General features: G+C 62.7%; 15 protein-coding genes. 11 read left to right on the top strand and 4 right to left on the bottom strand.

Features of this window, described 5'->3' with window-relative positions; all coding sequences use genetic code 11:
* The first annotated feature begins 152 nt into the window (after window positions 1–152).
* Window positions 153–422, top strand: coding sequence for a CDGSH iron-sulfur domain-containing protein (locus tag VC352_RS18995; RefSeq protein ID WP_322981075.1), 270 nt, complete (start codon window positions 153–155; stop codon window positions 420–422).
* Window positions 423–577: 155 nt separating this feature from the next.
* Window positions 578–895, top strand: a complete 318-nt coding sequence (locus VC352_RS18990) for a YqfO family protein (RefSeq protein ID WP_322981074.1) — start codon at window positions 578–580, stop codon at window positions 893–895.
* A gap of 45 nt (window positions 896–940) precedes the next feature.
* Here VC352_RS18990 and VC352_RS18985 read toward each other — a convergent pair whose 3' ends face one another.
* Entirely contained in the window at window positions 941–1,444 is a 504-nt protein-coding gene (locus VC352_RS18985; protein WP_322981073.1) for a L,D-transpeptidase family protein, read from the bottom strand.
* A gap of 18 nt (window positions 1,445–1,462) precedes the next feature.
* Complete coding sequence (locus VC352_RS18980) at window positions 1,463–2,017, bottom strand: NUDIX hydrolase (protein WP_322981072.1); 555 nt, start codon at window positions 2,015–2,017, stop codon at window positions 1,463–1,465.
* Window positions 2,018–2,213: 196 nt separating this feature from the next.
* Here VC352_RS18980 and VC352_RS18975 point away from each other — a divergent pair, with 196 nt between their 5' ends.
* From VC352_RS18975 to VC352_RS18955, 5 genes are read left to right on the top strand one after another with little or no spacing between them, the layout of a single operon-like run.
* Window positions 2,214–2,816, top strand: a complete 603-nt coding sequence (locus VC352_RS18975) for a CoA pyrophosphatase (RefSeq protein ID WP_322981071.1) — start codon at window positions 2,214–2,216, stop codon at window positions 2,814–2,816.
* A gap of 12 nt (window positions 2,817–2,828) precedes the next feature.
* Window positions 2,829–3,353: a gamma carbonic anhydrase family protein gene (locus VC352_RS18970; RefSeq protein WP_322981070.1), complete on the top strand. Its 525-nt coding sequence runs from the start codon at window positions 2,829–2,831 to the stop codon at window positions 3,351–3,353.
* Window positions 3,346–3,540 (top strand): DUF1289 domain-containing protein, encoded by a 195-nt coding sequence (locus tag VC352_RS18965; RefSeq protein WP_147810018.1) that lies wholly within the window; start codon window positions 3,346–3,348, stop codon window positions 3,538–3,540. The genes VC352_RS18970 and VC352_RS18965 overlap by 8 nt, the downstream gene beginning before the upstream one ends.
* Before the next feature lie 21 nt (window positions 3,541–3,561).
* Complete coding sequence (gene purT, locus VC352_RS18960; protein ID WP_322981069.1) at window positions 3,562–4,743, top strand: formate-dependent phosphoribosylglycinamide formyltransferase; 1,182 nt, start codon at window positions 3,562–3,564, stop codon at window positions 4,741–4,743.
* Window positions 4,740–5,474, top strand: a complete 735-nt coding sequence (locus tag VC352_RS18955; protein WP_322981068.1) for an SGNH/GDSL hydrolase family protein — start codon at window positions 4,740–4,742, stop codon at window positions 5,472–5,474. The genes purT and VC352_RS18955 overlap by 4 nt, the downstream gene beginning before the upstream one ends.
* On the opposite strand, the gene VC352_RS18950 is transcribed toward VC352_RS18955, so the two are convergent.
* On the bottom strand, window positions 5,446–6,732 hold the full coding sequence (locus tag VC352_RS18950) for an HlyC/CorC family transporter (protein ID WP_322981067.1): 1,287 nt from the start codon (window positions 6,730–6,732) through the stop codon (window positions 5,446–5,448). The two genes, VC352_RS18955 and VC352_RS18950, sit on opposite strands and share 29 nt — an antisense overlap.
* 10 nt (window positions 6,733–6,742) lie before the next feature.
* Complete coding sequence (locus tag VC352_RS18945; RefSeq protein ID WP_322981066.1) at window positions 6,743–7,543, bottom strand: inner membrane protein YpjD; 801 nt, start codon at window positions 7,541–7,543, stop codon at window positions 6,743–6,745.
* A gap of 155 nt (window positions 7,544–7,698) precedes the next feature.
* Between VC352_RS18945 and ffh the strand changes: the two genes are divergently transcribed.
* From ffh to trmD, 4 genes are all read left to right on the top strand, one after another.
* The gene (ffh, locus tag VC352_RS18940) at window positions 7,699–9,078 is read left to right on the top strand and encodes a signal recognition particle protein (protein ID WP_322981065.1); all 1,380 of its coding nucleotides are present in this window, start codon (window positions 7,699–7,701) and stop codon (window positions 9,076–9,078) included.
* Between the two features lie 181 nt (window positions 9,079–9,259).
* Window positions 9,260–9,511, top strand: coding sequence for a 30S ribosomal protein S16 (gene rpsP / locus VC352_RS18935; RefSeq protein WP_009403592.1), 252 nt, complete (start codon window positions 9,260–9,262; stop codon window positions 9,509–9,511).
* 8 nt (window positions 9,512–9,519) lie between these two features.
* Window positions 9,520–10,056, top strand: coding sequence for a ribosome maturation factor RimM (gene rimM, locus VC352_RS18930; RefSeq protein ID WP_322981064.1), 537 nt, complete (start codon window positions 9,520–9,522; stop codon window positions 10,054–10,056).
* A 5-nt stretch (window positions 10,057–10,061) separates the two neighbouring features.
* Window positions 10,062–10,805, top strand: a complete 744-nt coding sequence (gene trmD / locus VC352_RS18925) for a tRNA (guanosine(37)-N1)-methyltransferase TrmD (protein WP_322981063.1) — start codon at window positions 10,062–10,064, stop codon at window positions 10,803–10,805.
* Window positions 10,806–10,831: the final 26 nt, after the last annotated feature.

Here is a 10,831-nt window from a genome sequence, read left to right as displayed (position 1 = left end):
GAGAGGGTGCCCGAAGGGCGGGAGAGGGTGTTGTGCCCCGCGCCGAACCCTCTCCTCCCGCAAACGGGAAAGGGGAGCAGGGCGCATAGCCCGGATGCAATCCGGCAATGATCCCTGGCACACTCCCCGGATTCCATCCGGGCTACGCTGCCATGGCCGAAGACGCTCGCCCCATCCTCCCCGAAGTTCGCCTGGTCCGCCCAGGTGAAACCCATCGCCAGTGCCGCTGCGGGCATTCGCCCGAGATGCCGAACTGCACGCCCGATTGCCAACAGTCTCTAGAGCTGCGTCCCGAGCGCGAGCAGCGTCTGCTGCTGTGCCGCTGCCGTCGTTCCGTCAGTCTGCCTTACTGCGATGGCAGCCATAGTCCGCCAGCCCCAGGCCTGATCGACAAGTGGCGGCGTTTTTTCTCGGGTAACTGAGAACGTCACAGCCTGCGTCGGGGTCGAAAACAGCGAATCGTTCGTTGTGAGCTGTGATTTTGTGCGGGTGATCTCAAGACAATGACATGTCAAAGTGACATCATATTGGCGTCATGGATTGTCTGTTGTTCGGTTGCCCATTTGCGGAGAGCTTGATGTACAAACTGTGTTTCTACGTGCCGGAAGCCCATCTGGAACCGGTGAAAAAGGCGGTGTTCGCAGCTGGCGGCGGGCGCGTTGGCCGCTACGACAACTGCTGCTGGCAGGTACTGGGGCGCGGCCAGTTCCGGGCGCTGGAGGGCAGCCAGCCGTTCATCGGCGAAGTGGGCGGCGTCGAGGAAGTGGCGGAGTGGAAGGTGGAGATGGTCGTTGCCGACGAGCTGATCCACGATGCGGTGAAGGCGTTGAAGAAGAGCCATCCCTATGAAACGCCGGCATTCGATGTCTGGCGGTTATCCGATCTTCAGTTCTAGTCGATATGAAAAAGGCGCCGATGGCGCCTTTTTCAATCTGGTGGTTCAGGGCCTGATTTCGATTAGCGTGCCGTCCTTGACCAGGTTCCAGACCTCGCGAATGTCGGCGTTCCTCATGGCAATGCAGCCTTCGGTCCAGTCCAGGGTGTGGAAGAACCACTCCGGGTACTCCTCATCCACGGGCGTGCCGTGAATCATGATCATGCTGCCCGGCGGCACACCTGCCTGCTTGGCCTTGGCCAGGTCGCGGGCGTTGGGGTAGGAGATGTGCAGGGAGAGCTGATAGTTGTCGCTGGGCTTGCGCCAGTCGATCCAGTAGAAGCCTTCCGGCGTACGCAGATCGCCCTCGCGCTGCTTGGCTCCATCGGGCTGCTTGCCCAGGGAGATGCGGTAGCTCTTGATGGTCTCGCCGCGCTGCTGCAGGTACAGCTTGCGCTCGGATTTCATCACCAGCACCTTGTCCACCGTTCGCTGCCCGTCGACGACGGGACTGCTGGCCAGGGTGTTGAAGCTGAGGGTCAGACAAAGCAGGGTGAACAGCCAGCGCATCGAGGGTATCCGCAAAGGTCAACGGGATGTGGAGTGGGGACGCAGCGGCTCGAGTGGCTCGTTACGCACCGGAAAGACATTCTGCCGACGGTCGGCGAAGAAGCATTCTAAGGTACGGCCTATGGTCGGGAAAGCCAGCTCTGCCCAGGGAATCTCGCTTTCGGCGAATAGCCGGACTTCCAGGCTTTCCTCGCCGGCGGCAAAGTCCAGGTCGACCAGTTCGGCGCGGAACAGCATGTACACCTGGCTGATGTGCGGCAGGTCGAACAGGGTATAGAGGCTGAGCGCGCGTACGCGGGCACAGGCTTCTTCCAGCGTTTCGCGGGCGGCGGCCTGCTCGATGGTTTCGCCGTTTTCCATGAAACCGGCCGGTAGCGTCCAGTAACCGCGTCTGGGCTCGATGGCGCGACGACACAGCAGCACCTGTTCCCCCCACACTGGCAGGCAGCCGGCAACGATGCGTGGGTTTTCGTAATGCACCGTGTCGCAATGGCCGCACACGTGGCGCAGGCGGTTGTCGCCAGGGGGTATCATGTGGGTCACTGGCTTGCCGCACTGGTTACAGAATTTCATGCTCTGTCCTCGCTTCCTGGCGCTATCTTGCTGGTGCGGCGTCTGGCCGGCAAGCCCGCGAATTCGGCCAGCGTGCCCTAACCCGGAGTTGGGCGGCCAGCGCCTTTCATGCCATGATTCCGGGGTCTGTCACTGATTCGTTCGCGGCTCACGGCGAAGCGGGAAGGCCCAACTACAACAACATGCGAGTGTGACCATGCAGGATGAGCTACTCCATCGTGTGCGCGAATACAGCCCGCGTACTCTGGAGACCAACCGCCATTTGCCCGAGGCGGCGGTGCTGGTACCCATCACCCGTAGCGAAGACCCCGAACTGGTGCTGACGCTGCGCGCCAGTGGCTTGTCGACCCACGGTGGCGAAGTGGCTTTCCCCGGTGGACGCCGTGACCCCGAGGATCGCGACCTCATTCACACCGCGCTGCGCGAGGCGGAGGAAGAAGTCGGTCTGCCGCCTGGCTTGGTCGAAGTGGTCGGGCCGCTCAGCCCGCTGGTGTCGCGCCATGGCATCCGGGTCACGCCCTACGTCGGGCTGGTGCCCGATTATGTCGAGTACAAGGCCAATGATGCTGAAATCGCGGCGGTGTTCTCGGTGCCGCTGGAGTTCTTCCGCAGCGACCCGCGTGAGGTCACCCACCGCATCGACTACCTCGGGCAGAGCTGGTACGTGCCGTCCTACACCTATGGCGAGTACCGCATCTGGGGCCTGACCGCGATCATGGTGGTCGAGCTGGTCAATCTGCTTTACGACGCCGACATCGCCCTGCACCAGCCGCCTGAACATTTCATTCACCTGCGCTGAGGAATGCCGCTCATGAAATATCGCCTGGGAACTGCCCGTGTCGAGGCTCACCCCGAAAGCTGGGTCGCGCCGAGCGCCGACCTGATCGGCAAGGTGCGTCTGGAGGCCGGCGCCAGCGTCTGGTTCGGTGCCGTGCTGCGCGGCGACAACGAGCTGATCCACATCGGTGAGAACAGCAACGTGCAGGACGGCAGCGTGATGCACACCGACATGGGCTTTCCGCTGACCCTGGGCAAGGGCGTCACCGTGGGTCATAACGTGATGATGCATGGCTGCACGGTCGACGATTACAGCCTGATCGGCATCAACTCGGTGATCCTCAACGGCGCGAAGATCGGCAAGTACTGCATCATCGGCGCCAACAGCCTGATTCCCGAAGGCAAGGTGATCCCCGATGGCAGCCTGGTCATGGGCAGCCCCGGCAAGGTGGTGCGCGAGCTGAGCGAGCCGCAGAAGAAGATGCTGGAGGCCAGCGCTGCCCATTACGTTCATAATGCGCAGCGCTATGCCCGAGAGCTGGTTGTTGACGATGAATGACGAGAAACCCGTGCGCTCGCCCTGTGTGCACGTGTGTGCGCTGGACGAGCAGGACATCTGCCTGGGCTGCCAGCGCACCGCTGACGAAATCACCCGCTGGGGCCGCATGGACAATGCCGAGCGCCGCGTGGTGTTGCAACGCTGCCTGGAGCGCGCCCGCGCTTCGGGTCTTTTAATGCCTTCCTGATTCACTGTTCGAGGAATCCTCATGCCCCGTATTGGAACCCCTTTGTCGTCGTCCGCGACCCGTGTACTGCTGTGTGGTTGCGGCGAGCTTGGCAAGGAAGTGGTCATCGAGCTGCAGCGCCTGGGCTGCGAAGTCATCGGCGTGGATCGCTACGCCAATGCACCGGCCATGCAGGTGGCGCATCGCAGCCACGTGATCGACATGCTCGACGGCGCAGCCTTGCGTGCAGTGATCGAGAAGGAACAGCCGCACTACATCGTGCCGGAAATCGAGGCCATCGCTACTGCCACGCTGGTCGAGCTGGAGGCTGAAGGCTTCAATGTGGTGCCGACCGCGCGTGCGGCGCAACTGACCATGAACCGCGAGGGCATTCGCCGCCTGGCGGCTGAAGAGCTGGGCCTGCCGACCTCGCCGTATCACTTCTCCGACACCTTCGAGGACTACGCCGCAGCGGTGAAGTCGGTCGGCTACCCCTGTGTGGTCAAGCCGATCATGAGCTCTTCCGGCAAGGGCCAGAGCGTGCTGAAAAGCGACGCCGACCTGCAGAAGTCCTGGGACTACGCTCAGGAAGGTGGTCGTGCGGGCAAGGGCCGGGTGATCGTCGAGGGCTTCATCGACTTCGATTACGAAATCACCCTGCTCACCGTGCGTCATGCCGGTGGTACCAGCTTCTGCGCGCCGATTGGCCACCGCCAGGAGAACGGCGACTATCAGGAGTCCTGGCAGCCGCAACCGATGAGCCCGAAAGCGCTGGCCGAGTCCGAGCGCGTTGCCCTGGCGGTGACCGAAGCGCTGGGCGGGCGTGGCCTGTTCGGCGTCGAGCTGTTCGTCAAGGGTGATCAGGTGTGGTTCAGCGAAGTGTCTCCGCGTCCGCACGATACCGGTCTGGTGACGCTGATCTCTCAGGAACTGTCCGAGTTCGCCCTGCATGCGCGCGCCATTCTCGGCCTGCCGATTCCGGCCATTCGCCAGATGGGGCCGTCGGCTTCGGCGGTGATCCTGGTCGAAGGCAATTCGCAGCAGGCCAGTTTCTCCAATCTCGGCGCGGCACTGAGCGAGGCGGATACCGCGTTGCGCCTGTTCGGCAAGCCCGAGGTCAAGGGGCAGCGCCGCATGGGTGTGGCACTGGCGCGCGACGAGTCGATCGAAGCGGCGCGTGAGAAGGCACTGCGCAGCGCGCGGGCGGTACGCGTCCAGCTGTGAGCCGTCACGCGCTCTGGTGGGCGCTGACCGTGCCGTTGTTGCCGGCGCTATTGCCTCTGGCATGGCATACCCGGCGCACGGCGGTGCGCCTGCCCGTGGCGCAGGGTGAGGCCCATGGCATTGCCGGTGAGGCCTTTACCGCTGAACCCCTGCGCCTGCTGCTGATCGGCGAGTCGACGGTGGCCGGCGTCGGGGTGACCCATCTGGATCAGGCACTGGCCGCCTGCCTGGCTTCGGCCTTGGCCGCGCATCTGCAGCGACCGGTGAGCTGGCGCGCCTTTGGTGAGAATGGCATCACCGCCGTGCAGGCGTGTGAGCGCCTATTGCCGCAGGCGCTGGACGAGCCGGCCGATCTGGCGTTGCTGGTGTTCGGCGTCAATGACACCACGCACCTGACGTCGAGCGCGCGTTGGCAGGCGTCGATGGCCACGATGGCGACCGCGCTGGCCGAGCGCGGTGCGCGCGTCGCCTTCAGCGCAGTGCCGCCGCTGCAGCACTTTCATGCCTTGCCCTGGTTACTGCGGATGCTGATGGGCTGGCGTGCGCGGCTGCTCGATGGGGAGTTGCAGGTTCTGGCAGCACGCTTGAGGGCGCAGCATTGCGCGCTGGATCTGCGCTTCGAGGCGCAGTATCTGGCCGAGGACGGTTACCACCCTTCAGCGTTGGGCTATCGGCAGTGGGCCGAGGGCCTGGCTGTGCACGTCAGTCGGCTGCTGCCGTCTCTGCGCTAATTTTTTCCGCCTGCCAGACACGCACGCTCTTCACCCGGTTCTCGGCCGATTGGAGAATTTCCAGGCGATACGGGCCGATCTTCAGGCACACCGGGCTGTCCGGAATGCTCTCCAGGGCTTCGGTGATCAGGCCGTTGAGGGTCTTCGGGCCATCGCTGGGCAGGTGCCAGCCGAGGCTCTTGTTCACCTCGCGGATGTAGGCTGCGCCATCGATGACCTGGGTGCCATCGTCCTGCGGGTGAATGTCGGGGCTGCGCAGGCTGTCCTGGTTGCTGAAGTCACCGACGATTTCCTCGAGGATGTCTTCCAGGGTAACGATGCCGATCACGTCGCCGTACTCGTCGACGACGATGCCGATGCGGCGCTTTTCCTTCTGGAAGTTGATCAGTTGCGTCGACAGCGGCGTGTTTTCGGGGATGAAGTACGGCTCGTTGCAGGCCGCCAGCAGGCTCTCGCGGGTCAACTGATTGTGGCTGAGCAGGCGCGCGATCTGGCGCATGTGCACCACGCCTTCGATCTGGTTGATGTCGCTGCGGTACACCGGCAGCCGCGTGTGATGGGTGGTGCGCAGCTGGTCGATGATGGTTTCCAGGTCATCTTCGAGGTCGATGCCGACCACCTCATTGCGCGGAATCATGATGTCGTCCACCGTGACCCGTTCCAGGTCGAGGATGCCCAGCAGCATGCTCTGGCGGTTCTCCGGCAGCTCCGGGCCCGACTCGCGCACGACGCTGCGCAGCTCCTCGGTGGACAGGCTGTCGCTGGCGCGTTGTGCCGGATCGACGCCGAACAGGCGCAGCAGCAGGTTGCTCACCGCACTGGTCAGCCATACCACCGGATAGAGCAGGCGTAGCAGGAAGATCAGCACGTGGCTGGCGGGAAAGGCAACCAGCTCGGGGCGCAGGGCCGCCAGGGTCTTGGGCGTGATCTCGCCGAAGATCAGCACGATGACGGTGAGACCGGCGGTGGCGATGGCAATGCCGGCTTCGCCCCAGACTTCCACCGCCAGCACCGTGGCGATAGAGGCGGCGAGGATGTTCACCACGTTGTTGCCGACCAGGATGGTGCCGAGCAGTCGATCCGGGCGCTCGAGCAGGCGCGACACGCGGCGGGCGCCCTTGTGGCCTTCCTTGGCCAGGTGTTTGAGGCGGTAGCGGTTGATGCTGAGCATCCCGGTCTCGGAGCTGGAGAAGAACGCCGAGCAAAGAATCAGGAAGATCAGCAGGCCGAGCAGGTGGCTCGAATGAAAGTCATCCATGACGACCGCCTCAGATGTGCAGGATGAATTCGCGAACCAGCTTGCTGCCGAAGTAGGCCAGCATCAGCAGGCAGAACCCGGCGAGGGTCCAGCGAATGGCCTTGTGGCCGCGCCAGCCCAGCTGGTGGCGTCCCCACAACAGCACGGCGAATACCACCCAGGCGAAGCAGGAGAGGATGGTCTTGTGCGCCAGGTGCTGGGCGAACAGGTCGTCGATGAACAGCGCACCGGACAGCAGCGACAGCGACAGCAGCACCCAGCCAGCCCAGAGAAAACCGAACAGCAGACTTTCCATGGTTTGCAGCGGCGGGAAGTTGCGAATCAGCCCCGAGGGGTGCTTGTGCTTGAGCTGATGATCCTGCAGTAGCAGCAGGACGGACTGAACCACGGCGATGGTGAGCATGCCGTAAGCCAGCACTGACAGGAGAATGTGGGCAAGTATGCCGGGGTGTTCGACGATGGGCTGGATGGTGCCGCTGGGCATGAACTCGGCGCTGAGTACCGTCAGGGTGCCGAGCGGGAACAGCATCAGCAGCAGGTTCTCCACCGGGATGCGCAGGCATGCCAGCAGCGTCAGCCCGATCACGGCGCAGGCGATCAGGCTCGCGGCGTTGAAGAAGTCCAGGTTGAGGCTGCCGCCCTGGTTCAGCTGGTAGAACAGGCTGGCGACGTGCAGCACAAGTGCGAGGGCGCCGAACAGTGCAAGGAGGCGCTTGTCGACGGGGCTGCGCTGGGAGAGGCGCAGGCCTTGGTAGGTGGCAGCGCCGGCATACAGGACGGCGGCGGCGAGGCTGGGCAGCAGAGGGTGCATAAATCCGTATAAGGCGGGCCCGAAAGGCGCTGAGTGTGGCACACAACGCGGTCGTCACGAAAGACCGCTGGCGGTGTCGGCAGCCAGGGGACTTCGCTATAATCCGCCGCTTGTCGCATGCCCGCCATGTCGGGTCGGACCTCAAAGGAACGCGCATGTTCGAAAATCTTACCGACCGCCTATCCCAGACGCTGCGTAACGTCACGGGCAAGGCCAAGCTCACCGAAGACAACATCAAAGACACCTTGCGCGAAGTGCGCATGGCGCTGCTCGAGGCTGACGTGGCACTGCCGGTGGTCAAGGACTTCGTCGGCAAGGTCAAGGAGCGTGCCGTCGGCACCGAGGTCTCCAAGAGCCTGACGCCGGGTCAGGCGTTCGTGAAGATCGTCCGTGCCGAGCTGGAAGAGCTGATGGGCGCGGCCAACGAAGACCTGGCGCTCAATGCCGCACCGCCCGCGGTGGTGCTGATGGCCGGCCTGCAGGGTGCGGGTAAGACCACTACCGCCGGCAAGCTGGCCAAGTTCCTCAAGGAGCGCAAGAAGAAGTCGGTGCTGCTGGTATCGGCCGACGTCTATCGCCCGGCAGCGATCAAGCAGTTGGAAACCCTCGCCGGCGATCTGGGCGTTACCTTCTTCCCCTCCGATGCCAGCCAGAAGCCCGTGGATATCGCCAATGCGGCGATCCGCGAAGCCAAGCTGAAATTCATCGACGTGGTCATCCTCGATACCGCCGGTCGTCTGGCCGTGGATGCCGAGATGATGGCCGAGATCCAGGCGCTGCACGCGGCGGTCAAGCCGGTCGAGACCCTGTTCGTGGTCGACGCCATGACCGGTCAGGATGCGGCCAACACGGCCAAGGCCTTCAGCGATGCGCTGCCGCTGACCGGTGTGGTGCTGACCAAGGTCGACGGTGATGCCCGTGGCGGTGCCGCGCTGTCGGTACGCCAGATCACCGGCAAGCCGATCAAGTTCATCGGTATGGGCGAGAAGAGCGACGCACTCGAGCCCTTCCATCCGGATCGTATCGCCTCGCGCATCCTCGGCATGGGCGACGTGCTCAGCCTGATCGAGCAGGCCGAGCAGACCCTCGATCGCGAGAAGGCCGAGAAGCTCACCAAGAAGCTGAAGAAGGGCAAGGGCTTCGATCTCGAAGACTTCCGTGACCAACTGCAGCAGATGAAGAACATGGGTGGCCTCGGCGGCCTGATGGACAAGTTGCCGTCTATCGGTGGCGTCAACCTGTCGCAGATGGGTAACGCCCAGGGCGCGGCCGAGAAGCAGTTCAAGCAGATGGAAGCCATCATCAATTCGATGACGCCGGCCGAGCGCCGTGACCCGGATATCATCAGCGGCTCGCGCAAGCGCCGCATCGCAATGGGTTCCGGTACCCAGGTGCAGGACATTGGTCGCTTGATCAAGCAGCACAAGCAGATGCAGAAGATGATGAAGAAATTCACCGCCAAGGGTGGCATGGCCAAGATGATGCGCGGTATGGGCGGCATGCTGCCCGGTGGTGGCGGGATGCCGAAGTTCTAGAAAAATGGCGGCAGGCTGTAGGTTGCGGGCCTCAGGCTATGCCTTGGGTCTGCGTTGCAATTGCCTTCAGCCTGCCGCTTGCAGCATGCCGCATAAGCTCTTAGAATATGCGGCCTTTCGGGCCCAGGCCCATTTTTAATGTGTGCCTCAAGTTAGCACCGACAACAGGAACGATGTTCTCATGGTAACTATTCGTCTCGCTCGTGGCGGCTCCAAAAAGCGCCCCTTCTACCACCTGACCGTGACCAACAGCCGCAATGCGCGCGACGGTCGCTTCGTAGAGCGTATCGGCTTCTTCAATCCGATCGCCTCGGGTGCTGAAGTCAAGCTGTCCGTCAATCAAGAGCGCGCTACCTACTGGCTGAGCCAGGGTGCACAGCCGTCTGAGCGCGTTGCTCAGCTGCTCAAGGAAGCTGCCAAGGCTGCTGCCTAAGCAATTTTATGAGTACGACGCCGGCCGTAGCCGAGGATCTGGTAGTTCTCGGCAAGATTGTTTCGGTGCACGGCGTCAAGGGTGAAGTGAAGGTGTACTCCTTTACCGATCCCATCGATAACGTGCTCGATTACCAAAACTGGACGCTCAGGCGTGACGGTGAGGTAAATAAAGTGGAATTGGCCAGCGGCCGCCTACAAGGCAAGGTGCTGGTAGCCAAGTTGAAAGGTCTGGATGATCGCGAGATCGCGCGTACATACGCCGGTTTCGAGATTTGCGTGCCGCGTAGCGAGCTGCCGGATCTGGAAGAAGGCGAGTTCTACTGGTACCAGTTGCAGGGCTTGAAGGTCATCGATCAGGCGGGGCAGTTGCTCGGTGTGGTCGACCATCTGTTCGAGACCGGTGCCAACGATGTGATGGTGGTCAAGGCTTGCGCAGGCAGCCTGGATGATCGCGAGCGTCTACTGCCCTATACGGATCAGTGTGTGCTTTCGATCGATCTGGCAGTCGGTGAGATGCGGGTCGACTGGGATGCGGATTTCTAAGGCTCATGCGCGTAGAAGTCATCACCCTGTTCCCGGAAATGTTTGCCGCCATCGGCGAGTATGGCATCACCAGTCGCGCGGTGAAGCAGGAGCTGCTGAAGCTCAATTGCTGGAATCCGCGGGATTACACGACCGATCGACATCACACGGTGGATGATCGCCCCTTCGGTGGCGGCCCCGGCATGGTGATGAAGATCAAGCCCCTCGAGGATGCTCTGGCAAGCGCCAGGCAGGCAGCGGGGGAGGCGGCCAAGGTGATCTACCTGTCGCCTCAGGGCAGGCAGCTGAATCAGGCTGCGGTTCGTGAGCTGGCTCAGGAAGAAGCACTGATCCTGATTGCCGGTCGTTATGAAGGTATCGACGAGCGCTTCATCGAAGCGCATGTCGATGAGGAATGGTCGATCGGCGACTACGTCCTGTCCGGCGGTGAGCTGCCGGCCATGGTGCTGATCGACGCGGTGACGCGCCTTTTGCCTGGTGCATTGGGTCATGCCGACTCGGCCGAGGAGGACTCCTTTACGGATGGCCTGCTCGACTGCCCGCACTACACCCGTCCGGAGGTGTATGCGGATAAACGTGTTCCTGAAGTATTGCTTAGTGGCAATCACGAACACATCCGGCGCTGGCGTTTGCAGCAGTCCCTTGGACGAACCTGGGAACGCCGCGCTGATCTTCTGGATAGCCGCTCGCTTTCTGGAGAAGAGAAGAAGCTGCTGGAGGAATACATCCGCCAGCGGGACGATAGTTAACGTATCGATGGCAGGCCGGGAGGCTT

The sequence above is a fragment of the Pseudomonas sp. C11 genome, assembly GCF_034683865.1.
GTDB lineage: Bacteria > Pseudomonadota > Gammaproteobacteria > Pseudomonadales > Pseudomonadaceae > Aquipseudomonas.
Note: the sequence above shows the minus strand (reverse complement) of the source record. Positions and strands in the feature narration are given on the sequence as shown.